The sequence below is a fragment of the Actinophytocola sp. genome (assembly GCF_035634895.1).
Classification (GTDB): domain Bacteria; phylum Actinomycetota; class Actinomycetes; order Mycobacteriales; family Pseudonocardiaceae; genus Actinophytocola.
On the sequence record NZ_DASQCC010000039.1, the window covers coordinates 1 to 22,565 of the forward strand.

Here is a 22,565-nt window from a genome sequence, read left to right on the forward strand (position 1 = left end):
CGAGGTCCACGACGAAGCCAAGGTCGTGGTGCTTGTAGGGCCGCATCTTCCCGCCGGTCAGCGACGCGTACACGTTGTGCCCGGCGAGCTTGCCCTGCCTGGTCGCGTGCTGCGCGGTCATCGCCGTCACCTCGCCGGGGCGGGTCAGGTCCGGCACCGCCGCCGCGTCACCGCAGGCGAAGATCTCCGGATGACCGGGCACGACCAGCGTGGGCTCGGTGACCAGCCGGCCCTTCTGTGTCGCCAGGCCCGTCTCCTCGACCAGCGGGTCCGGCCGCACCCCGACACACCACACGAGCGTCCGGCTCGGCACGAACTCGCCGCTCTTCAGCGTCACACCGTCCGCCCTGGCCTCCTCGACCGAGTCCCCCGTGCGCACCTCGACGGCACGCGAGCGCAGCACCTTGTCGGCCGTGCGGGACAGACGCCTGTCCAGCTCCGGCAGCACGCGCGGCGCGATGTCGAGCAGCATCCAGCGGATCTTCTGCCCGCGCAGCTCGGGATGGCGCTCGGCGATCGCCGCCGTGAACAGCGGGCCCTGCGCGGCGATCTCGGTGCCCGTGTAACCGGCGCCGACCACCACGAACGTGCAGCGCGCGGCCCGTTCACCCGGGTCGTCGGCGCCGACGGCCAGCTCGACCTGGCGGACGATGTGGTCGCGCAGGTACAGGGCCTCCGGGACGCCGCGGAACCCGTGTGCGTGCTCGGTGACGCCCGGGATGGGCAGCAGCTTGTTCACACTGCCGGCCGCGAGCACGAGCCGGTCGTAGTCGAGGGAGCGCTCCTCGCCCTCCGGGTCGGTGTAGACGACCTTGCGACTGTCGAGGTCGACGGTGTGGACCGTGCCCAGCGCGAGCCGGACGCCCGGCAGCGTGGCCGGCAGCGACACGGTCACCCGCCGCGGGTCGATCACGGCGGCGGCCACCTCCGGCAGCAACGGCAGGTAGAGGAAGTAGTCGGTCGGGTTGACCAGGACGATCTCGACGTCGTCACCGGCCTTGGCGACGATCTTGCTCAGCGAACGGGCCGCCTCATACCCGGCGAACCCGCCTCCGACGATCACGACTCGCGTGTGTGCCATGCGTCCATCGTCACCCGGCCACGCGAAAAGCGAAACCAGAGCCCGGCCCCCGGACCGCCCCGCGAAGCCAGGCTCCGGCTCGGGACACTAGCGTCCCGCGCCGGAAATCAGGCAACTAATTCGGCGGCCCAGCTTCCCGCTGGCGGCGTTGCCGGTTCGCCCAAGTACGACCCAGTACGAGGACGAACCGGCGCCTTGCCAGCAGAAACCCGGATCCACCGACTTGATCACCGCATTCCCGGCGCGGGACGCTAGAACGTCTGCCACACCCCGCGCGCCGGGCGCTCGCTGACGCCCCTGCGGCCGTAGTCGCACACGCCGGTCGGGAAGGCCTGTCGTAGCAACGCTTTCTCGGCGTCGGTGAACCGCACGGGGTAGTCGCGGAAGTCCAGTGGCGCCAGCCGGCACCGGACCGTCGACATCGACAGGTTCGCACCGGCCACCAGTCGCGGGTTCGACGCCACCGGGTACAGCTGGCCGCAGCGCCCGCCCGGCGGGTAGGTCAGCGGCTGGGTGATCCGCTCGGTCGCCGACACGTAACAGCCGTCCGCCAGGTCCCGCGGCCTGTTCGCGATCGTCCTCGCCGCGCGGTCGCGGTGGGTGGTGTCGTCGTCGATGGCCGACAGCCACCGGTCCATCGCGTCCAGTTGGTACGCGGCCGCCGCGCCGGCCTGTGCCGGGTCCGCCGACGAGAAGATGATCACCTGGTTGGCGGCCGTGCCGTTCGCCCTGCGCAGGCGGTCCCGCATGATGAACGACATCTCCGCCGTGTGGATGTCCCCGATCGGGATCATGTCCAGGTACGTGCGCTGGTCGATGACCGGCGTGTACCGCAGGCCCTGGCCCGCGCTGTTGACCAGGTCGCTCGCGTACGCGGCGTTGAGCCCGCGCGGGTCCGCGACGATCCGCCCGGGGGTCGGCCGGCCCGCGTAGTCGTACCCGCCGACGCCGGCGTTCAGCGCGGCGAACTGGGCGGGCGTTATCTGCCCCGCCCGCAGCGCGTTCAGGCCGTACTGCACGCCCGTGTTGTCCAGCACCGCCCGCACGAACCCGGTGCGCGGGTCCCGGCCGAGCTGGTTCACCCACTGCTCGGAGGCCGCGCAGCGCAGCCCGTTCGGGTTGGTCACCGGGTCCCAGCGCGTCTCGACCGGGATGACCGGGTCGCAGCTGCCCGTGGCCGACGACCGGTTGAGGAACGTCACGCCCCACGACGCGCACGTGTCGTAGGTGTTGTAGCCGGACACCGCGCGCTGCTGCTCCGGCGTGAAGCCGCCCTTCGCGAAGTACGCGTTGAGCAGGCCGCAGTCCACGACCGGGCCGGTGGTCGTCAACGGGTCCGGGAACGAGATGCCGGGGATGATCCCGTCGAGGATGCCCGGGTAGGCGTCGGCGATGTCGTACTGCTGGATCGCGCCGCCGGAACCGCCCCACCCGATCGTGTGCCGCGCCGGCCCGTAGGTCTCGAGGAAGTGCTCCTTGACCATCATCGCGGCCTCGGCGGAGATGATGGGGCTGCAGTTGTTGTCCAGCACGTTCAACGTCGAGGACGCGACCGCGTAGCCCTGCGACAGGAACAGGTCCACCAGCACGTCGCCGCTCGTCGTGCCCTGCCGGTAGCCGCTGTTGCAGCCGCCGCCGAAGTTGTAGACGAGGCGCTGGTTCCAGCCGGGCTCCGGCCGCACCGGCGACGGGGCGGTGCCGTCGTAGAGCGCCGCGAACTGGTACACCGCCCGGTCGATCACGCCGACCTCGACCCGCACGACGTACGGCACGGTCACGCCCGCGACGGTCGTGGTCGCGAGGTCGGCCGGGCGGCTCGCCGGGTCGGCCAGCGGCTTGAACTGACCGGACGTCGACCGGTAGGCGTAGCGGACCACGGTCGGCGCCTCGCACAGCGGCTGCCGCGCCGGCGCGAGCCCGAACGCCTCGGTCTGGCAGTAGAACGGCCGCTGCTGCGGACCGGAGAACACCGGGCCGGTGATCGGGTGGTTCACCACGCGCACGGCCGCCTGCCGGCCCCGCGCCGACGCGGAGATCGTGTTGCGGCCGTCGCGCAGGCCACGCACCACGCCGAGCAGTGTGCCGTCGGGCCGCGCGGCGAAGCTCGCCGTGACGTCCGTGCCGTTGCGCTGCACGCGCACGCGGTCGTCGCGGGAGACGCGCACCAGGACGTCGCCACCGCTGACGAACTCCGGCCTGGTGTTCGACAGGACCGTGACCGTCAGGTCGTGTCGCGGTTCCGCCGCCGTCACCCCCGGCAGACCGGTCAGGGCCATGGCGGCGGTGAGCAGGACCGTGGCGACAGCACAGGCGCGGGTCACGCGCTGAATCCTAATCCGCGTGGGGTGAGTTCAATCCGCCATCCGGCGGCCACCGGCCTCCGCCACCCGGTGTGACACCTCAGGGCCGTGGGCGGTCGGTGGTCAGTGAGGCCAGCAGCTTGCGCAGGCCGTCGGACAGGTCGGCCAGCTCCCGCTCGTCCATGCCCGCCGCGAGCCGGTGGAGGTTGGCGGCGTGCTCGGTCATCGTCACGTCGATGACCGAGCGGCCGGCGTCCGTGAGCGTGATGCGGAAGCTCCGGCGGTCGGCCGGGTCGAGGGTCCGTTCGACGAAACCGGCCGCCTCCAGGCGGTCCAGGCGGTTGGTCATGCCCGCCCGCGACATCATCAGCATCGCCGACAGCTCCGACGGGATCAGGGTGTAGGGCGGCCCGACCCGCCGCAGCTCGGTCAGCACGTCGAACTCGCCCTGCCGTAACCCGTGCTCGGCGAACACCTCCTCCGACCGCGGCACCAGCACCCGTGCCAGCACCCCGATCCGCCCGAACGCCGCCATCGGCGTCAGGTCCAGGTCCGGCCGCTCCCGCCGCCACTGCTCGAGTATCCGGTCGATGTGGTCGGGTTCCATGACACCCAGCCTATAAAGTTCGACCGCGTACTACCTGTCGTGTGTCACCTTGTCGGCGTGAACGTCGTGTTCGGGTGGCAGCTCGCCGCGGTACTCGGCCTGCTGGTCGCGGCCGCCGCCGCGGTCGTCGGGGTCGGTCGGATCGGGACCTGGCGGCCGGTGGTCACCGCCGCGGTACGCGCGGTCGCCCAGCTCGCCGCGGTCAGCTTCGTCATCGTCCTCGTGCTGAGGAACGGCTGGCTGACGGCCGCGTTCGTGCTGTTCATGTTCGCCGTCGCGGCCTGGACGTCCGCGCGCCGCATCACCAGGGCCAGGCACGGGCGCTGGGCCGCCGTCTCGATCGCCGGCGGCGCGGCGCCCATCTTCGCGCTGCTGCTGGCGACCGGCGTGGTGCCAGCGCACCCGCTGGCGATCATCCCGATCGCCGGCATCCTCATCGGCGGCGCCATGACCGCCACCTCGCTCGCAGGCCGCCGCGCACTCGACGAGCTGACCGACCGCCACGGCGAGTACGAGGCCGCGCTCGCGCTCGGGTTCACCGACCCGGACGCCACCCGTCTCATTGTCAGACCCACCGCGGGGCAGGCACTCGTGCCCGTGCTCGACCAGACCCGCACGGTCGGGCTGGTCACCCTGCCGGGCACGTTCGTCGGCATCCTGCTCGGCGGCGGCTCACCGCTGCAGGCGGGCGCGACTCAGCTGCTCGTCCTCGTCGCGCTGCTGGCGATCGAGGCCGTCGCGGTACTGGTCACGGTCGAGCTGGTGGCCGCCCGGAAGCTACGGCGCTGAGGGTGTCGAAGTCCGCGAACGAGTCGGACAGCCGCGCGCCGGTGAAGTTGCCGACCCAGCCGTCCTCGTCGTGGAAGAACCGGATCGCGACGTAGTCGGGGCGGGTGCCCATGTCGAACCAGTGCGTGGTGTTGGCCGGCACGCTCAGCAGATCCCCCGCCTCGCACAGCACCGCGTACACCCTGCCGTCGACGTGCAGGTAGAACACCCCGGCGCCACGCGCGAAGAACCGGTCCTCGTCGTCGTCGTGCGTGTGCTCGTTCAGGAACCTCTGCCGGGCCTCCGCCGCCTTCGAACGCCACTCCTCGGTGTCCTCCGGCGTCATGTGCAACGCGTCGACCAGCACGTAGCCCTCGTTCTCGACCACGCGGCCCACGTACGGCCCGTACGCGGCCAGCACCTCGTCGGACGTCGGGCGCGCCGGCAGGTCCTCCACCACCGGCCACCGCTCGAAGCGCACGCCGAGCCGCTTCAGCTCGTCGGCGATCGCGTCCCCGTCCGAGGTCCGGGTCAGCACGGTGTCCGGGTCGTCGTCGGCCCACACGGTCAGCAGTGTCATCACGCTCCCCTTCCCGATTCGAGTATGAACCGCAGCAGCCACTCCAGGCACTCCAGCCGGTGCCGCGCCTGCCGCAGGTCGGCGCCCCACACGTAGATCCCGTGCCGTGCGACGATCAGCGCCGGGGTGTCGGCGCGGTGGCCACGCTCGAACGCGTCGCCGAGCACCCGCATGTCCTGGCCGTTCGGGATGACCGGGATCGTCACGAGGTCGTCGTGTGCCAGGCGCCCGAAGCCCTTCAGCATCTCCAGGTCCCGCAGCGACACCCCGCCCGGCCAGCGTTCGGCCGCCAGCACGGGGGCTGCCGCGTGGACGTGCACGACCGCCCCCGCACCCGAGACCGCCGCGATCCGCGCGTGCAGCCCGGCCTCCGCGGACGGGACGCCCCGACCGAGCGGCTCGCCGGCCCCGTCGACCTCCACGTGGTCGGCGGCGGTCAGCTCGCCCTTGTCCAGGCCACTGGCCGTGACCGCGAGCCGCAGCGGGTCGCGGTCCAGCACCACCGAGAGGTTGCCGGACGTGCCACGCATCCAGCCCATCGACGCGTAACGGCCGGCCTCGTCGGCCAGCTCCTGACCGACGCTCACGGCTCGGCCTCGTCGAACGAGCCGATCGTCCGGTGCGAGCCGAAGGACGCGTCCCCGAACGGCTCGCCCTTCCTTGCCACGCCGACGGTCCGCCAGCCGGCGGCCCGCGCGGCGTCCAGCTCGGCCGGTACGTCGGAGAAGAACACGATCCGCGATGGTCGCGCGCCGAGCGCCGCCGCGATGGTCCGGTACGCGGGCTCCGCCCGCTTCGGACCCGCGTTGACCGTGTCGAAGTGCTTGCTGAACAAGGAGGTCAGGTCGCCGTCGGTGGTGCGGGAGAACGACGCGACCTGCCCGGCGACCGAGCCGGACGAGAACACCGCGAGCCGCGCCCCGCCCGCGTGCCAGCGCCGCAGCGTCGGCGCCACGTCGGGGAAGAGCTCGGTCGTGAGGTCGCCGTCGGCGTAACCCTTCGCCCAGATCAGCCCCTGCAACGTCTTGAGCGGCGCGATCTTCTGGTCCGCGTCCATCCAGCCGTGCAGGACCGCGACCACCTCGTCCGTGCCCGCGGACGGCGGCAGGTCGCCGAGCCTGCGGACCTCCGCCACCGCGGCCGCCACGACGGGATCGTCGCCGTGTGCGTCGATCCACGGGCCGAGCCGGGGCCGCGCGTAGTCGTACAGCACGACGTGCACCTGGCTCGTCGCGGTGAGCGTGCCCTCGATGTCGAGGACCACCCAGTCGGCATTCACGAAACCTCCCGGTAGTACGTCGCCAGGTCGTTGGGGGCGAACGGGCCGCGGTCGGTCACGACGGTCGTCACGAACCGCGGCGGGGTGATGTCGAAGGCCGGGTAGAGCCCCCGGATCCCGGGGCGGTCCAGCACCTCGGCGCCGTCGCGGTACTCGATCGGCACGTCGTCGGCCGTGGCAGCGAGCCGGTCGGGCGCCTGCACCATCGCGTGGAACGGCACGCCGAACGCGTGCGCCGCGACGGCGAGCCCGAGCGTGCCGATCTTGTTGACCACGTGGCCGTCCATGGTGACGCGGTCGGCGGCGGTGACGAGCGCGTCGACGCTGCCGCCGGACAGCACGGCCGCGCCCATGCCGTCGGTGATCACGGTGGTGTCGACGCCCATCTCCGCCAGCGTCTCGGCGGTCAGGCGGGCGCCCTGCAGGTACGGCCGGGTCTCGGTGCAGACGAACGCGAGGTCCTTGCCCTCGGCGGCCCGCACCAGCTCGACCAGGTACAGGTCGGCCCAGCAGTGGGTGAGGACGGTTCCCTTGTCCGGCAGCAGTTCCGCGGTGTGCCGGCCGAGGGCGGCGCTGCGGGACCGGTACCGCAGCTCACCCGCCCGCGCGCCAGCCAGCACGGCGGCGACGAGCGCCTCACCGGCCTGTCCGTCCACTTCGGACAGCGCGGCGGCGACGGCCTTGCGCAGGTGGTTGTTCGTGCGCCGGGTCGCGACGAGCCGCTCCCCGGCCCGCGCCAGGTACGCGCGGGCCGGCACCGCACCGAGGGACGTGGCCTCGCGCGCGGCGAGCACCATTCCCCACAGCGCGGCGAAGTACGGCCCGGACGACTGGGTGACCATGTCCTCGATGGCCTTCGCCACGTCCTCGACGGAGGCGCAGCGCACCCACGACCGCTCGGCCGGGAACACCCTGCGGTCCAGGATGTCGACGCCGTCGCCGGTGAACCGCACGCTGTCGGCGAGGACCGGGCTCATCACGTGTACCCCGTGTACGGCGGCCGTTCGCCGGTGAGGAAGTGCGCGCCGACCTCGCGTGCCTTGTACACCACGGGATCGTGCAGGGTGAGCGTGCGTGCGTTGCGCCAGAAGCGGTCGAAGGCGTACCTGCTGGCCGTGCCCCGGGCGCCGACGAACTCGAACGCCTTCGACGTGGTCTCGTTGACCACCCGGGTCGCCACCACCTTCGCGGCGGAGATCGCGACCGCCGCCTCGGCCCGGTCGGCCGCGGAAAGGCCGTCGCCCTGGTCGAACGCGTCGCCGAGCGCGCGGGCGGCCTCGTCGGTCAGCGCGGCGGCGGCCCGGACCTGTGAGACCAGCTCGCCGTAGCCGGCGACGACATGCGGGTCGTCGACCGCCCTGTCCACCCCGGAGAGGAACCACGGCCGGCCGCGGTGGCGGGTGTAGTCGGCCGCCTCGATGAGCGCGCCCTCCGCGATGCCGACGTAGATCTGGGTGAGGAACAGCTGGAAGGAGATCGCGGCCAGCGACAGGCGCGGCACGTCGTGCTCCGGCATCGGTCCGAGCACGTCGTCCGCCGGCAGGAACGCGTCGGTGAACACTACGCCGCCGCTGGCGGTCAGCCGCTGCCCGATGTTGTCCCAGTCGTGCAGGTACTCGATGCCCTCGGCGCGGGCGTCGATGACGAACGTGAGCTTCTCGTCGTCCTCGGTCCGGGTCGCGGAGACGACGAGCCGGTCGGCGACCGCGGCGCCGGTGGCGAACGTCTTGCGGCCGTTGACCAGGAAGCCGCCGCCGGTCGGGGTCAGCTCGAGCGCCGCGTCCAGCGGGTTGCTGATGCCGGCCCAGAAGTGGTTGCCCGCCACGGTTTCCCGCTGGATCCGCTCGACGAGGCCGGGCCGGTCGAACAGCTCGCCGCGCCAGAGCTGCAGGTAGTGGTAGCCGAGCAGGTGACCCACGTTGGCGTCGGCGGCCGCCACGACGCGGGTGACGGCGTTGGCGGTGAGCCAGCTCTCGCCCGTGCCGCCGCGTTCGGCCGGGATGAGGAGCGTCAGCAGTCCGGAGTCCTTGAGCAGCTCGACCTCGCGGGCCGGCTCGGCGCCGGCGAGATCTCGCTCGGCCGCGTCGGCGCGCAGGGTTTCGACGAGCTCGTCGGTCTTCTCCCGCCAGTTCATGTCAGCGCCACCAATGCGTCGAGGGCGACCACGCTCCCTCTGGCCACCGCGTCGACGACGACGTCGCGATGCGGGTCGTACGAGGTCGGGTCGGTGTTGTCGACGGTAGCGTCACCGTCGACGACGACCACCCCACCGGCGCGTAACTCGGCGAGCGCGGCGAAGACGAGCAGGGTGGACAGCTCCATCTCGATGGCGCTGACGCCGGCGGCCAGGTACTCCCGCATGGGCAGCTCACGGACCATGGGGCTGAACGCGGCACGGGTCCAGACGACGCCGCGGTGGAAGCGCGCCCCGTGGGCGGTGGCCGCGGCGGTCAGCGCGAGGACCGCCTCCGGCGTGGCGAAGGCCGGGTACTCGGGATGCACCAGCTGCTGGGTGACGCCGTCGTCGCGCACGGCGGCCTCCGCGATGACGAGGTCGCCGTCGACGATGCCGGTCCTGAGCGAACCGGCGGTGCCGAAGCGGATGAAGGTGTGCACGCCGGCCTCGGCCAGCTCGCGGAACTGGCAGAGCGCACCCGGCCCACCGACCCCGTGCGACGAGACGACGACCGGCACGCCGTGCCACGTGCCCTGGTAGCTGCGGTACTCCCGGTTCTGGCCGACGAGCACGGCGTCGGCGAGCAGGGTGGCGACCGCCGTGGCGCGTTCCGGATCGCCGACCACCAACGCGTGACCCGGCAGGCCGGTGCGGGGGATCTTCGTGATGGGCAGGGTCATGTCGGCGTCCTTCCGCGGAGTCGCGCGCTGGAGAGGAAGAGCGCGAGGAGGGTGACGACGTAGGGGGCGGCGTCGGTGGCCTGCTGGGGCAGCCCGATGCCCTGGAGCCGGAACCCGAACGCCTCGGCGAGCCCGAAGAGAACGGCGGCGGCGAGGACGCCGTACGGCAGCGCCCGCCCGAGCATCACGGCGACGACGGCGATCCAGCCGCGGCCGGCGGTCATGTTCTCGGAGAAGAGGGTGACGTTGCCGAGGGCCAGCTGTGCGCCGGCGAGGCCGCAGAGGGCGCCCGCGGCGAGGATGACGCCGTAGCGGTAGCGGGTGACGCTGACCCCGAGGCTGGCGGCGGCGTCGGGGCGTTCGCCGACACCACGCAGGCGAAGCCCCCAGGGATGGCGGTAGAGCAGCACGGCGAGGCCGGGCACGGCCAGCCAGGAGAGGTACACGAGGAGGGAGTGGCCGGAGAGGACCGGGATACCGCCCAGATCCAGGTCGGGCAGCCCCTGGAGGGCCGGATCGCTGAAGGTGCCACGGGTGCCGAAGACGGTCCGGATGAGAAAGCTGGTGAGCCCGACGGCGAGCAGGTTGATGGCGACCCCGAGCACGATGGCGTCGCCGCCGAACGAGACATGCCCGACGGCGAGGATGAGCGAGTACCCCGTCGCGGCAACCACGGCGAGAACAACCCCAACCCAGGCACTACCGACATACCAGGACCCGGCAACCCCCGCGAACGCCCCGACGAGCATCGTGCCCTCGAGCGAGATGTTGAACACCCCTGCCCGCTGGCACAGCGCCCCCGCGAGCGCGGCGAACAAAATCGGCGCAAGCGCCCCCAGCGCCGACGCGAACAACGCGGCATCAACCACGACTCCCCCTCCCCACCCCGCGAGTCCCGCGTTCACACATAGCGAGTCCCGCGTTCACCCACACCGAGTTGCGGTTTCGTGCACATCGCGGTGTCACGCCGGGTTCCTCCTCTTGCGGAGCACGCCCGTCGCCGCGGCGAGGAAGATGATCAGCACGGCCTGGAGCACCGCCGTCAGCTCCCTCGGCACCTGGGTCGCGCGTTCCATCGCGAAGCCGCCGCTCGTCAACGCCGCGAAGAACACCGCCGCCACCAAAGTCCCCAGCGGGTTCGCGGCCGCCAGCAACGCCGCCAGCAACCCGATCCACGTGTACTGCGGCGTGATCAGCGCCCCGTCGATGAACCGGTACGGGAACCCCAGCACCACCACCGCCCCCACCAACCCCGCCAGCCCACCCGAGCAGGCCAGCAGCCGCACCGTCAGCCCCGGCCGCTCGATCCCCGCGTACGCCGCGAACCGCGGTCCCCAACCCGTGACCCGCGCCTCGAAGCCCGCCGGCGTCCGCGCGTCGACCACCGCGAACACGGCCACCGCCGCCACGACCAGGAACACGCCGACCGTGACCGACCCCAGCGCCGGCAGCCGCACGTCCGGCGGCAGCTGCTCGCTCTGCGGCAGGCTCGACCCGGCGTCGCGCATCGGGAAGCGCACCAGGTACGCCGCGAACGACATCGCGGGGTAACTGAGCAGCAGCGTCGACACCAGGAGTGGGACGCCCAACCGGGTCTCGCACACCGCCGCCACCGTCGCGTACAGCGCGCCGGCCGCGGCCCCGGCGACCAGCGCCGCGACGATGCCGAGCACGCCCGGCACGTGCGACCCCACCACGATCGCGCTGATCGCGCCCAGCACCAACTGACCCTCGCCGCCCAGGTTCACCATGCCGGCACGCAGCGGGACCGCCAGCGCGGTCGCCATGCCCACCACCGGCACCGCGTAGGCGAGCGTGTCCTGGATGCCGTCCGGACCGAACGCCCCGGTCACGATCGCCCCGTACGCCTCGAGCGGGTTCGCGCCGGTCGCGGCCAGTAGCACCGCCCCCAGCACCAGCGCACCCAACAGGGTGACGAGAACCGTTCTCACCGGGCGCCTCCGGCCATCGCCAGCCCCAGCGCCTCGTTCGTCGCCTCGTCCTTGCCGAACGAGGCGACGATCCGCCCCTCGTACATCACGAGCACCCGGTCGGCCAGCGCGCGGATCTCCGACAGCTCCGCCGACACCAGCAGCACGGCGTGCCCGGCGTCCCGGTACGAGATGATCCGCCGGTGGATCTGGGCGATCGCGCCGATGTCCACGCCCCGCGTCGGCTGCTCGACCAGCAGCACCGGCGCGTCGTGCGCCAGCTCGCGGCCGAGGATCGCCTTCTGCTGGTTGCCGCCGGACAGCGTCCGCATCGGCGCGTCGACCCCGGCCGCACGCACGCCGTACTCCTCGACGATCCCGGAACCATGTGCCCTGATCGCGCGCGGACGCAGGAACCCGCGCCGGGCCAGCCGCCGCTGGAACCCCGTCGCCAGGTTGTTCGCGAGCGTTGCGCCGGGCGCGCTGCCGACCTCCGCGCGGTCCTCCGGGAGGTGCGCGAGCCCGGCCGCCCGCCGCTCCCGCACCGGCAGCCCGCCGAGGTCACGACCGCCCAGCGTCACGGTCCCCGCGTCGAGGGGACGGAGTCCGGCGATCGCGGCGACCAGCTCGGTCTGCCCGTTGCCCGCCACGCCCGCGATGCCGACGACCTCGCCGGCACGCACCTCCAGCGACACGTCGTCCAGCGCCGGGTGCCCCCGGATGGTCAGCCCCTGGGCGGACAACACGACCTCACCGGGTGCCCCGACCGGGTAGATCCTGTCCAGTTCCACGGCCCGGCCGGTCATGGCGGCGGCCAGCGCGCCACGGTCCGTGTCCGCCGTCGCGCAGGAAAGGGTGACGCGGCCGTCCCGCAGTACGGTGACGTTGTCGCTCAACGCGAGCACCTCGTGCAGTTTGTGCGACACGAACAGGATCGTGCGGCCCTCGGCGGCCAGCCCACGCAGCACGTCGAACAGCCGATCCGTCTCCGCGGGCGTCAGGACGGCGGTCGGCTCGTCGAGGATGAGCACGTTCGCCTGCCGGTACAGCAGCTTCAGGATCTCGACCTGCTGGCGGAGCCCCACCGGCAGGTCACCCACCCGGTCGGTGGGTGACAGTCGCAGACCATGCCGCTCGACGAGGGCGCCGACCGCCGTCCGGGCCGCCCGCCGGTCCAGCAGCCCGTGCCGCCTCGGCTCGGCGCCGAAGATCACGTTGTCGGTCACCGACAGCGTGTCGAACAGCGCGAACCCCTGCTGCACCATCCCGATCCCCGCCTCGATGGCGGCCGCCGCCGAGCCGAACGCCACCGGCCGCCCGGCCAGCTCGACCGTCCCGGCATCCGGCCGGGACAGTCCATAGAGGATCGACATCAGCGTCGACTTGCCGGCGCCGTTCTCGCCCATCAGCGCGTGGATCTCCCCCGGCGCGACGGTCAGGTCGACGTGGTCGTTGGCCAGCACGCCGGGGAACCGCTTGACGATCCCTCGAAGCGCGACCGCGTCAGGCTGCCGCTGGGTCATCGACCGTGAGGGTTCCCGCGCTGATCTCGTCACGCAGCTTGCCCACCTGGGTGAGCACGTCCGGGTGGTCGGCTATGACGCACTGCGACTTGCCGACGTCCGGCTGCAGGCCGGTGAGGGAGATGCCCTCCTCCTTGACCCCGTACGACCGGGTCTTGCCCCGCTTGCCGTCGAGTATCGCGGTCACCCCGTCGGTGATCACCACGTCGGTGCGCTTGATCACGTTGTCGACCACGACACCGGGCGAGGCGGGGCACTGGTTGGCGTCGACGCCGAACGCGAAGACGTGGTGCTCCTTGGCGGCCTCGAACACGCCGAGGTTGCCGGACGCGGAGGCCGCGCCCATCACGTAGTCGACGCCCTGACCGGCGAGCGTCGCGGTCAACTCCTTGGCGCGACCCGGATCGTTGAACGGATTGGCGCCGCCGATGAACAGCGGCGAGAGCGCCGCGTCCGGCCGCACCTTCCGCGCGCCCAACCCGAACGGGTCCGAGTAGCGGTGGAACTGGGGCGCGTCGACGGCGACGACCGCGCCGACCTTGCCGGTCCTCGTGAGCAGCCCGGCCTCGGCGCCGGCGAGAAAGACGCCCTCGTGCTCCCGGAACACCGCGCACGTCACGTTCTCGAACGGCTTCTCGGTGCACGAGTCGACGAAGAGGAACTGCTGGTCCGGGTGCTGCTCGGCCTGCTGCGCGAGCACGTCCGCGAAGTTGAACCCGACGGCGACGATCACGTCGGGCTTGTCCCGGACCGCGGCCGCGACGTTCTGCTGTATGGATGCCGGGTCGGTGCTCTGGTAGACCCGCTGGGTGCCGTGGTGCGCGGCTGCCGCGTCCTCGACGCCTTTGACGGCGAGCTTGAGGAAGTCGTTCACGCCGACCGGGTTGGGCGTGACCAGCACGATCGACGGGCCGCCGGCGTCCCCGGTGTCACCGGCGCCGGGCGACTTCGACGCCGCCGCATTGCACCCGGCTGCCAGCACGCCGGCGGCCAGTAGCAAGATCACCTCACGCGCTCTCATGCGCATGTCCCCTTTCGCGTGTCACCCGACCGGAGCAACCGTATGCACGGCGTCCACCATTTGACTACCTCGCCCAACACTTGGGACAGGCCTGAAGTTCACTGGCGGGTCGGTGGGGATTCGCGTGACCGGACTGTCGCAAGTGGGCCGTCACCCGTTGGAATTACTTCAGGTTTGGCTCCATCCTGCCGAGGGAACTGGAGGGCAGACCTCAAAGACGAGGAGGACCGTATGGCGACCGAGGCCGTACCAAGATCAACACCCATACCAGGACCGCGGGTGTTGGCCACACCGGACATCCGGCCGCGCGCCGGACACGAGTTGTTCGCGGGGGTGGACAAGGTGCTCGCCCAGCTGACGACCGACGGCACGCCGAACGCCATCGCCCTTGCCGACGACCTCCGCACCGCGCTGGCCAGAACAGCCGCCCTCGGTGACAGCTGCCGCGTCCGCCCGCAGTGTGACGGCGTCCGCCTGGCCGCGGACCTCCTGCTACGCGGCGAGGTCGTCGACGCCCACGCCATCCTGGTCCGCATGCAGTCGGAGCTCGCCGACCGCCAGCGTCACTGACCAACTCCTCCCCGCCGACCCAAACCCCGCGAGTCCCGCGTTCAGCCATACCGAGTCGCGGTTTCGTGCAGGTCTTGTGTGCACGAAACCGCAACTCGGGGTGTGCGAACGCGGGACTCGGGGTGTTTGAACGCGGGACTCGCGGGTCACTCGTCGGCCAGTGGCTCCGCTCGTACGCGGTTGAGGGCCGGCGTGCATACCGACGCCGCCAGCAACGCGACCAGGGCTCCCAGGACCACCGGGGCCGCCAGCCACGGGCTCAGTACCGGCGCGCTCTTGGACACCAGTCCGAACAGCCCGACCCCGACGACCGTGCCCAGCGCCCCCGCGCCGATCGTGGCCACCAGGGCCGGCAACGCCGCCTCCGCGCGCAGTGCCCTGGCGAGCGTCCGGACCGGCGTGCCCGCCGCCATCAGCGCACCGAACGTCTTGCGCCGGTCCAGGACCGACCCCGCCGTCGAGATGGCCGCGCTCAGGCCGCCCAGCAGCGACGCCGTCACCAGGCCGATCACCGTCACCCGGCGGAGGTCAGCCAACTGGACGTTCTGGTCACCGAGCATCATCTCCTTGCTGATCACCTGCGCGCCGCCGGACGCCGCGAGGAACGCCGTCCGCGCGGTCTCCCTCGACGCGTTCGACGCCGGCATCGCGACGTCCACACCGGACAGTGACGCGCCGGCGGGCACCAGTGACGGGTCGATCAGCACCATCGGCAGATCCCGCGACGCCACGGGCTTCCCGGCGAGCGGCTCCTGCCGCTCGTCCTCGCCGTCGTAGGAGTACACCTCCACCGACGACCCCGACGGCGCGTAGATCGCCGGGTGGTCGACGCACGAGACCCGCACCGGCAGCAGCACCTGCGCGTTCGCGCAGGAAACCACGTACCCGGTCAGGTCGGTGGACCCCTGCCGAACGGACACGAACCCCACCGTCGCCGCGCGCTCGGCAAGGCCGTACCGCGCCAGCTTCTCGTTCGCCGCCTCGACCACCGCGGGCGCCTGCTCCTCGTCCGAAGCCAGGTACAGCACGCTCTCCCGGTACGGGCTGCGGTACCCCGACTCCCCCTCCAGCGACGGCATCAGCGTCAGCGCCATCGACCCGGCGAACACCGCGAGCACCACCCCCGCCGACGCGCGGTACGCCGACTTCGGGTCGTCCCGCAGCCGCCGGCCGGCCAGCAGTACCGCCGGCTTGCGCCACACCTTCGTGAACACCCCACCGAGTGCCGACGTCACCCACGGTCCCACCACGGTCGGCGACCACATCAGCAGCCCGAGCGCCACGAGCACCGGCAACATCGAGTCGGTCTGGTTCACCGTCATCAGCATCCAGAAGAAGAACCCGACCGCCACCGGCACGGCCGCCAGCCGCACCACGCTCAGCGGCTTGCGGGTGTGCCCGCCGACCGCCATGAGCGGCGTGTTCACCACCCGCCGCAGTCCGAAGACCGCGGCGCCGACCACCAGCACCGGCACCACCAGCGCCACCAGCACGGTCACGTACCACGGCAGCACGAAGTCGTGTGCCAGCCAGGTGCCGCCATCCCACGACACCCACGTCGCCGCGGCGTGCAGCACCGGGCTCATCGCCACGCCGACGACCGCGCCCGCCACGGCCGCCAGTCCGGTCTCCGCCGCGACCATCGCCGTTACCTGCATCGGCGTCGCACCCGCGAGCCGCAGCGCGGCCAGGCGGCGCTCCCGCCGCGCGGCGGTCAGCCGGGACGCGGACGCCACCAGCACGAGGCTCGGCACCAGCAGCACGACCACGCCGACCCCGGCGAGCAGCGACAGCAGCTCGTCGGGCTCCGCCGAGCCGTCGCCGAGACGCGCCTGCTGGAGCTTGTTGGCCGGCATCGTGTCCGGCGTGTGCCCGACCAGCGCCACCAGCTGCTCCGGGAACATCAGCGCGCCCTCGCCGAGCAGCCCGACGGGCTTCGCGCCGAACCGGTCCGCCAGCTCGGCGGCCGGCCTGCTCGACGCCAGCTGCGCCAGCTCCGGCGACTGCAGCATCTCGCCCGGTCCCGGGATCCGGTCGATCCCCGGCGGCAGGTCCTTCGCCGCCGCGGCGCTCAGCGGCGCCACGTCGACGCGCGTGATGACCTTGCCGTCGACCTCGTCCGTGCTGGTCACGATCTCGAGGGTCGCGTCAGGGTCGGTGCCGGCCGAGTCGGACATGTCGGCGTAGGTCGGGTGCGGGTCCTGCCACAGCACGCGCTCGGCCCTCGCCTGGGTGGCGAAGGGAAGGCTCACCAGCAACAGGACGAGCCCCGTGGCCACCGCGACCCCCAGTGCGGTCAGCGTGGTGGACACCTGCGTGCGGCGGTCGACCCGCAGCACCCGGACGGCGAGTTGGAACGAGTTCACGCCGCGACCGCCGAGTGCTCGATCCGGCCGTCCCTGATCGCGACCGTGCGCGGCACCATCGCGGCGATGTCCCGGTCGTGGGTCACGATGACCAGCGCGGCCCCGGTCTCCCGCGCCGCGCCCATCAGCGTCTCGATCGTCGCGTGCCCGGTCTTCGTGTCGAGCGCGCCGGTCGGCTCGTCGGCGAAGATCACCTTCGGCCGGTGGGCGATGGACCGCGCGATCGCGACCCGCTGAGCCTCGCCGCCGGACAGCTCACCCGGCCGCCGCGTCTCCTTGCCGGCCAGCCCGACGCGGCCGAGCCAGTTCCGCGCGGTCGACACGGCCATGTTCCGGTCCCGGCCGCCGAGCAGCAGCGGCAGCGCGACGTTCTCCTCCGCGGTCAGCTCGGCCACGAGCATGCCCGACTGGAACACGAACCCGAACTCGGTGCGCCGCAGCTCGCTGCGCCTGGTCTCGCTCAGCTGGTCGATCCGTTGCGTGCCGAGGGTGATCGCCCCCTGGTCGGCCTTGAGGATGCCGGCGAGCACGTGCAGCAGCGACGTCTTGCCCGACCCGGACGGACCGACGATCGCGAGCACCTCCCCGGCCGCGATGTCGATGTCCACCCCGGCGAGCGCGTACGCGTCGCCGTAGTGCTTCACCAGTCCTCGACCGGACAGCAGCGATGTCATGTCCGTCCTTTCCGAATCCCTGTGTTCTGACGGTGAGAACCCTGCCGGGAGTGACCGGTCGAGCACGTCGGGCAGATGGCCATGACCGGCCGGCGCACACCGGCCGATCGGCCGACCCGCGACTGGCCGATCGGCCACCTACGGTTGACGTGTGGACGACGCGATAAGGGACTGGGTGATCGGGCACCGGAACGGCGCGTTGACCGAGGTCATGGTCAACGCGAGCCGGTTCGGCAGCACCCCGTCGCTGATCCTCGTCGCGCTGGTCGCCGCCGGGTGGCTCGCCTGGCACGGCCGGCGGCGCGAGATGCTGCTCGTCATCGGGGCCTCGGCCGGCGTGTTCCTGCTCGGACCGCTCCTCAAGCTGCTGTTCACCCGGCCGCGGCCGCCGCTGGACGAGCACCTGGTGCGGATCGACAGCTGGTCGTTCCCGTCCGGGCACAGCCTCAACTCGATGGTGGTACTCGGGTTGCTCACCGTGCTCGCGACCCGGGGGCGCCACGGGCTGTGGCGCGTGGTCGTCACGGCGGTCGGCGCGTTGCTGGTGTTCCTGGTGGGGCTCAGCCGGGTCTACCTCGGCGTGCACTGGCCGTCGGACGTACTGGCCGGCTGGCTGATCGGCGTGGTGTGGGTCGCGGCGTGGGTCACCCTGGCACGCGGGAATAGCCGGTCATCGGGTACCGTTGACGAAGGTAGTTGAGTTTGCAACTACTTCGGGAGGATGAGCGTGATGCAGTTCGGGATCTTCTCCGTCGGGGACGTCACCACCGACCCGACCACCGGCGTGACGCCGAGTGAGCGGGAGCGGATCAAGGCCATGGTCACGATCGCGCTCAAGGCCGAGGAGGTCGGGCTCGACGTGTTCGCGACCGGCGAGCACCACAACCCGCCGTTCGTGCCGTCCTCGCCGACGACCATGCTCGGCTACATCGCCGCGCGGACCGAGCGCCTGATCCTGTCCACCGCGACGACGCTGATCACCACGAACGACCCGGTGAAGATCGCCGAGGACTTCGCGATGCTCCAGCACCTCGCCGACGGCCGGGTGGACCTCATGATGGGCCGCGGCAACACGGGCCCCGTGTACCCCTGGTTCGGCCAGGACATCCGGCAGGGCATCCCGCTGGCGATCGAGAACTACGCGCTGCTCCACGAGCTGTGGCGCAACGACGTCGTCGACTGGGAGGGCCGGTTCCGCACGCCGCTGCAGGGCTTCACGTCCACGCCGCGGCCGCTCGACGGCGTTCCCCCGTTCGTCTGGCACGGCTCGATCCGCAGCCCGGAGATCGCGGAGCAGGCCGCCTACTACGGCGACGGTTTCTTCGCGAACCACATCTTCTGGCCGGCATCCCACTTCCAGCGGCTGATCAGCCTGTACCGGGAGCGGTTCGCCCACTACGGGCACGGGACGCCGGAGCAGGCGTACGTCGGGCTCGGCGGCCAGGTGTTCATGCGGAAGAACTCGCAGGACGCGGTGAACGAGTTCCGGCCGTACTTCGACAACGCGCCGGTGTACGGGCACGGCCCGTCGCTGGAGGACTTCACCGAGCAGACGCCGCTGACGGTCGGCTCGCCGCAGCAGGTGATCGACCGGACGCTGACGTTCCGCGAGCACTTCGGCGACTACCAGCGCCAACTGTTCCTGATGGACCACGCGGGTCTGCCGCTCAAGACGGTGCTGGAGCAGCTGGACCTCCTTGGTGAGATCGTCCCGGTGCTGCGCAGGGAGTTCGCGGCGCGGCGGGCGCCCGGGGTGGCCGAGGCGCCGACGCACGAGTTGCTCGTCGCGTCGGCTCACGAGAAGGTGACGGCATGAAGCTGGTGGTGGTCTCGGCGGGCCTGACACAACCGTCGTCGACCCGCCTGCTGGCCGACCGCCTAGCGGCCTCGGTCGCCGCGCGGACCGACGTCTCGACGCGGGTCGTCGAGCTGCGGGAGCTGGCGGTCGACATCGCGAACCACATGGTGACGGGCTTCCCGTCACCAGCGCTCGGTGAGGCGCTGGCGGCGGTCGAGGAGGCGGACGGCCTGATCGCCGCCACCCCGATCTTCACCGCCTCCTACAGTGGCCTGTTCAAGTCGTTCTTCGACCTGGTCGGCTTCGACGCGCTGACCGGCAAGCCGGTCCTGCTCGCGGCCACCGGCGGCACGGCCCGGCACTCGCTGGCGCTGGAACACGCACTGCGGCCGATGTTCGCCTACCTGCACGCGGTGGTCGTGCCGACGGCCGTCTACGCGGCGTCGGCGGACTGGGCGGACGGCGAGCTGGCCGGGCGGATCGATCGCGCGGCCGGCGAGCTGAGCGACCTGATGCTGCGCACGCCCGTGCCGCACAAGGAGGAGGAGCTGGTCCCGTTCGGGGAGCAGCTGGCCGCGCTCCGGAAGAAGCCCTGACCCGCAGTACCGGTCAGGGCGTGTCCTTCGCGACGCGTTCGGCGGCTCGTTTGCGGCGCTTGCCCTCGTGCATGGCGGCGACACGGGCGACCGGGATCTCGTGCCCCTCGGCGACGAGGTCGGCCGGCAGCCGCTGCGGCGCCGGCAACGCGTCCGCCCACGGGTCGCCCTCGCCGAGCAGCTCCGCGGCGTTGCGGACGGTGAAGTCGCGCGCGGTCACGTTCTCCAGGTCGTCCCACGAAACCGGGAACGACACGGTGGCGCCGGGCCGGACGCGTGGGCTGTAGACCGCGGCCACGGTCGCCCCGCCGGCCCGGGTGGAGTCGATGAACACCTTCCCGCCACGGTCGGCCTTGATGTAGGCGGTCGTGGCGACGTCCGGATCGACGCGCTCGGCGCGGGCGGCGATGGCCCGGGTGGCCGCGGCCATGTCCGGCATCTCGATGTCCGTCAAGATCGGCACGATCACGTGCACGCCCTTGGCGCCACTCGTCTTGACCACGCCGGAGAGGCCGAGGCCGGTCAGTGCCTCGCGCACCAGCAGCGCACCCTGGACGGCGGCGGCGAACGAGTCCGAGCCCTCCGGCGGGTCGAGGTCCAGGACCAGGTGGGTGGCCCGGTCCAGGGCGGGCACCCGCGACAGTGTCACGTGGTACTCGACGGCACGCTGGTTGGCGAACCACATCAGCGAGCGGCGGTCGTCGCACAGCGCGTAGTGCACCTCACGCTGGGAGGACTCCGCCCAGTAGGTGTAGGTCCGCAGCCAGTCCGGCGCGTACTTCGGCACGTTCTTCTGCATGAACGGCTCCTGGCCGGCGCGCACGCGCACGACCGACAGCGGCCGGTCGGCGAGCTGTGGCAGCAGCCGGGTGTGCACGGCGTCGAGGTAGTCGACGAGGTCCCGCTTCGTCGCGTCCGCGCCGTCGAACAGCGGCGCGTCGAGGTTCGTCAGCGGCACGTCCGCCCGCGACTCCGTGCTTTTCGCCGAGCCCATGGGGTGGGACTGTAGCCGTCTGGCGGGTACGGTGCCCGCATGTCCCGACCAGGAGGACCGCACCGAGACGACAGGTACCCACCGCAGCACCCACAGGGCGGGTACCGGCAGGGATACCCGCAACGCGGCTACCCCGACCAGGGCTACGGGCCGGAGCCCGGCCAGGGCCCCGGTCCCGACTACGGCCCCGGCCCGGGCGCCGACCACGAGTACGAGCAGCGCGCGAACTACGGCGCCGGTCAGGGCTACGGCGCGGGCCAGGGCCAGGGTTACGAACCCTACGACGACACGTTCGAACGCGACCGCAGCTACGGCCAGCGGCCGGCACCCCAGCGGCAGACGCCCCAGCGCCCGGCCGCGCCGGAGAGGCCGGAGCGGTCGTGGGACCCCGAGCCGGACCGCGGGGGCGGCGGCGGGTTCAGACCCGGTCTCGGCTTCGTCTTCGGCATCCTGGGCATCATCGTCCAGGTGCTCAGCCTCACCGTGCTCCCGTGGCTGACGGCGGGCGGCGACTCGGCCGCGCTGCCGAAGATCTGGGAGGCGGCGAAGGATTCCGTCAACGGCGGTGGGTTCAGCGCCGCGTACGTGGCCCTGTTCAGCTACCCGCTGGCGGTGCTCGGCATCCTGCTGTCGCTGGTCGCCGTGCTCGAGTCGGTGGTCATGAAGGTCATCTGGGCCGTGCTGGCGTTCGCCGGTGTGGCGGCGCTGGCGGTGAAGTTCGGCTGGAACCCGCTCTCCGGCGGCGGCATGCACTTCTCGCGGCAGGAGATCATTCTCGGCGTCATCGCGGCGGTGGTGCTGGTCGTGGTGATCGTCATGCTGAAGATGGCCATGTCGACGTTCCGGATCATCGGCGGACTGATCCTGCTGGGCTGCGCCGGCGTGCACTTCTACGCGCTGAAGGACCTGATCGGCGACGCCGGCCTCTCCCTGCTCGGCATCGGCGCCTACGGCACCGCGGCGGGTTACGTGCTGGCGGCACTGGCGGCGTTCATCGGCCCACGCAAACTAGCGTGAAGGTCGCGGTCGTCACGGGCGGCGGCAGCGGCCTGGGCAGAGCCATGGCGGTCCGGCTGGCCGAGCGCTACCACGTGGTGGTGGCCGGCCGGACCCCGTCGTCGCTGGAGGCGGTGGCGGCGGAGATCGACGGCACGGCGATCGTCACGGACGTGCGTTCCCGCGACTCGGTGACGGCCCTGTTCGACGAGGTCCGGACCGAGTTCGACCGCCTGGACCTACTGGTCAACAACGCGGGAATCTCCGACCGGGGCACCTCGTTGGCGGAGGTCGACCCGGCGGACTGGCAGGCGGTCGTGGACACGAACCTGACCGGCACGTTCTGGTGCGCACAGGCGGCGTTCCGCCTGATGTCCACACAGGACCCGAGAGGCGGCCGGATCATCAACAACGGCTCGATCTCCGCCCACGCCCCGCGGCCGCACTCCGCGCCGTACACGGCCTCGAAGCACGCGATCACGGGCCTGACCAAGTCGACGGCACTCGACGGCCGCCGGTTCAACATCGCGTGCGGGCAGATCGACATCGGCAACGCCGCGACCGACATGACGGCGACGATGGAGTCCGGAGTCCCGCAGGCCAATGGAACGACGGCTGCGGAACC

The 22,565-nt window shown here is 71.9% G+C and carries 23 protein-coding genes; 7 read left to right on the top strand and 16 right to left on the bottom strand.

Annotated elements, in window-relative coordinates; translation table 11 throughout:
• From VET29_RS06470 to VET29_RS06480, 3 genes are all read right to left on the bottom strand, one after another.
• A partial coding sequence (locus VET29_RS06470) for an NAD(P)/FAD-dependent oxidoreductase (protein WP_324915892.1) occupies positions 1–1,081 on the bottom strand: 1,081 nt, incomplete at its 3' end.
• 251 nt (positions 1,082–1,332) lie between these two features.
• Positions 1,333–3,402: a DUF6351 family protein gene (locus VET29_RS06475; protein ID WP_324915894.1), complete on the bottom strand. Its 2,070-nt coding sequence runs from the start codon at positions 3,400–3,402 to the stop codon at positions 1,333–1,335.
• A 79-nt stretch (positions 3,403–3,481) separates the two neighbouring features.
• Entirely contained in the window at positions 3,482–3,988 is a 507-nt protein-coding gene (locus VET29_RS06480) for a MarR family transcriptional regulator (protein ID WP_324915896.1), read from the bottom strand.
• Positions 3,989–4,045: 57 nt separating this feature from the next.
• Between VET29_RS06480 and VET29_RS06485 the strand changes: the two genes are divergently transcribed.
• Positions 4,046–4,777 carry an ABC transporter permease gene (locus tag VET29_RS06485; RefSeq protein WP_324915898.1) on the top strand — a complete coding sequence of 244 codons (732 nt, stop codon included), beginning with the start codon at positions 4,046–4,048 and terminating at the stop codon, positions 4,775–4,777.
• Here the strand turns inward: VET29_RS06485 and VET29_RS06490 are convergent.
• From VET29_RS06490 to VET29_RS06535, 10 genes are all read right to left on the bottom strand, one after another.
• Entirely contained in the window at positions 4,737–5,336 is a 600-nt protein-coding gene (locus tag VET29_RS06490) for a cupin (RefSeq protein ID WP_324915901.1), read from the bottom strand. The two genes, VET29_RS06485 and VET29_RS06490, sit on opposite strands and share 41 nt — an antisense overlap.
• Entirely contained in the window at positions 5,336–5,923 is a 588-nt protein-coding gene (mtnB, locus tag VET29_RS06495) for a methylthioribulose 1-phosphate dehydratase (RefSeq protein ID WP_324915903.1), read from the bottom strand. Before mtnB ends, VET29_RS06490 begins: the two co-directional genes overlap by 1 nt.
• The gene (gene mtnC / locus VET29_RS06500; protein ID WP_324915906.1) at positions 5,920–6,615 is read right to left on the bottom strand and encodes an acireductone synthase; all 696 of its coding nucleotides are present in this window, start codon (positions 6,613–6,615) and stop codon (positions 5,920–5,922) included. The genes mtnB and mtnC overlap by 4 nt, the downstream gene beginning before the upstream one ends.
• Complete coding sequence (locus VET29_RS06505) at positions 6,612–7,592, bottom strand: methylthioribose-1-phosphate isomerase (RefSeq protein WP_324915910.1); 981 nt, start codon at positions 7,590–7,592, stop codon at positions 6,612–6,614. The genes mtnC and VET29_RS06505 overlap by 4 nt, the downstream gene beginning before the upstream one ends.
• Complete coding sequence (locus VET29_RS06510; RefSeq protein WP_324915915.1) at positions 7,592–8,749, bottom strand: acyl-CoA dehydrogenase family protein; 1,158 nt, start codon at positions 8,747–8,749, stop codon at positions 7,592–7,594. The genes VET29_RS06505 and VET29_RS06510 overlap by 1 nt, the downstream gene beginning before the upstream one ends.
• On the bottom strand, positions 8,746–9,471 hold the full coding sequence (locus tag VET29_RS06515) for a purine-nucleoside phosphorylase (protein ID WP_324915920.1): 726 nt from the start codon (positions 9,469–9,471) through the stop codon (positions 8,746–8,748). Before VET29_RS06515 ends, VET29_RS06510 begins: the two co-directional genes overlap by 4 nt.
• On the bottom strand, positions 9,468–10,340 hold the full coding sequence (locus VET29_RS06520; RefSeq protein ID WP_324915924.1) for an ABC transporter permease: 873 nt from the start codon (positions 10,338–10,340) through the stop codon (positions 9,468–9,470). Before VET29_RS06520 ends, VET29_RS06515 begins: the two co-directional genes overlap by 4 nt.
• Positions 10,341–10,433: 93 nt before the next feature.
• A complete protein-coding gene (locus VET29_RS06525) occupies positions 10,434–11,423 on the bottom strand; it encodes an ABC transporter permease (protein WP_324915926.1) in 990 nt (329 codons plus the stop codon).
• Positions 11,420–12,925 carry an ABC transporter ATP-binding protein gene (locus VET29_RS06530; protein ID WP_324915928.1) on the bottom strand — a complete coding sequence of 502 codons (1,506 nt, stop codon included), beginning with the start codon at positions 12,923–12,925 and terminating at the stop codon, positions 11,420–11,422. The genes VET29_RS06525 and VET29_RS06530 overlap by 4 nt, the downstream gene beginning before the upstream one ends.
• The gene (locus VET29_RS06535; protein WP_324915931.1) at positions 12,906–13,946 is read right to left on the bottom strand and encodes a BMP family ABC transporter substrate-binding protein; all 1,041 of its coding nucleotides are present in this window, start codon (positions 13,944–13,946) and stop codon (positions 12,906–12,908) included. Before VET29_RS06535 ends, VET29_RS06530 begins: the two co-directional genes overlap by 20 nt.
• A gap of 279 nt (positions 13,947–14,225) precedes the next feature.
• Between VET29_RS06535 and VET29_RS06540 the strand changes: the two genes are divergently transcribed.
• On the top strand, positions 14,226–14,516 hold the full coding sequence (locus VET29_RS06540) for a hypothetical protein (RefSeq protein ID WP_324915935.1): 291 nt from the start codon (positions 14,226–14,228) through the stop codon (positions 14,514–14,516).
• A 146-nt stretch (positions 14,517–14,662) separates the two neighbouring features.
• On the opposite strand, the gene VET29_RS06545 is transcribed toward VET29_RS06540, so the two are convergent.
• Together VET29_RS06545 and VET29_RS06550 are read right to left on the bottom strand one after the other, a co-directional pair.
• Positions 14,663–16,882 carry an FtsX-like permease family protein gene (locus VET29_RS06545; RefSeq protein ID WP_324915938.1) on the bottom strand — a complete coding sequence of 740 codons (2,220 nt, stop codon included), beginning with the start codon at positions 16,880–16,882 and terminating at the stop codon, positions 14,663–14,665.
• The gene (locus VET29_RS06550; protein WP_324915943.1) at positions 16,879–17,556 is read right to left on the bottom strand and encodes an ABC transporter ATP-binding protein; all 678 of its coding nucleotides are present in this window, start codon (positions 17,554–17,556) and stop codon (positions 16,879–16,881) included. Before VET29_RS06550 ends, VET29_RS06545 begins: the two co-directional genes overlap by 4 nt.
• 151 nt (positions 17,557–17,707) lie before the next feature.
• Between VET29_RS06550 and VET29_RS06555 the strand changes: the two genes are divergently transcribed.
• Genes VET29_RS06555 through VET29_RS06565 form a run of 3 tightly spaced genes read left to right on the top strand, consistent with a single transcriptional unit; the run spans position 17,708 to position 19,950 of the window.
• Entirely contained in the window at positions 17,708–18,256 is a 549-nt protein-coding gene (locus VET29_RS06555; protein WP_324915947.1) for a phosphatase PAP2 family protein, read from the top strand.
• 30 nt (positions 18,257–18,286) lie between these two features.
• Positions 18,287–19,372, top strand: a complete 1,086-nt coding sequence (locus VET29_RS06560; protein ID WP_324915951.1) for an LLM class flavin-dependent oxidoreductase — start codon at positions 18,287–18,289, stop codon at positions 19,370–19,372.
• A complete protein-coding gene (locus tag VET29_RS06565) occupies positions 19,369–19,950 on the top strand; it encodes an FMN reductase (RefSeq protein ID WP_324915955.1) in 582 nt (193 codons plus the stop codon). The genes VET29_RS06560 and VET29_RS06565 overlap by 4 nt, the downstream gene beginning before the upstream one ends.
• Before the next feature lie 13 nt (positions 19,951–19,963).
• On the opposite strand, the gene VET29_RS06570 is transcribed toward VET29_RS06565, so the two are convergent.
• On the bottom strand, positions 19,964–20,944 hold the full coding sequence (locus tag VET29_RS06570) for an ATP-dependent DNA ligase (protein WP_324915959.1): 981 nt from the start codon (positions 20,942–20,944) through the stop codon (positions 19,964–19,966).
• A 39-nt stretch (positions 20,945–20,983) separates the two neighbouring features.
• Here VET29_RS06570 and VET29_RS06575 point away from each other — a divergent pair, with 39 nt between their 5' ends.
• Positions 20,984–21,961: a hypothetical protein gene (locus tag VET29_RS06575; RefSeq protein WP_324915963.1), complete on the top strand. Its 978-nt coding sequence runs from the start codon at positions 20,984–20,986 to the stop codon at positions 21,959–21,961.
• On the top strand, positions 21,958–22,565 hold a 608-nt coding region (locus VET29_RS06580; RefSeq protein ID WP_324915967.1), incomplete at its 3' end, for an SDR family oxidoreductase. The genes VET29_RS06575 and VET29_RS06580, both read left to right, overlap by 4 nt.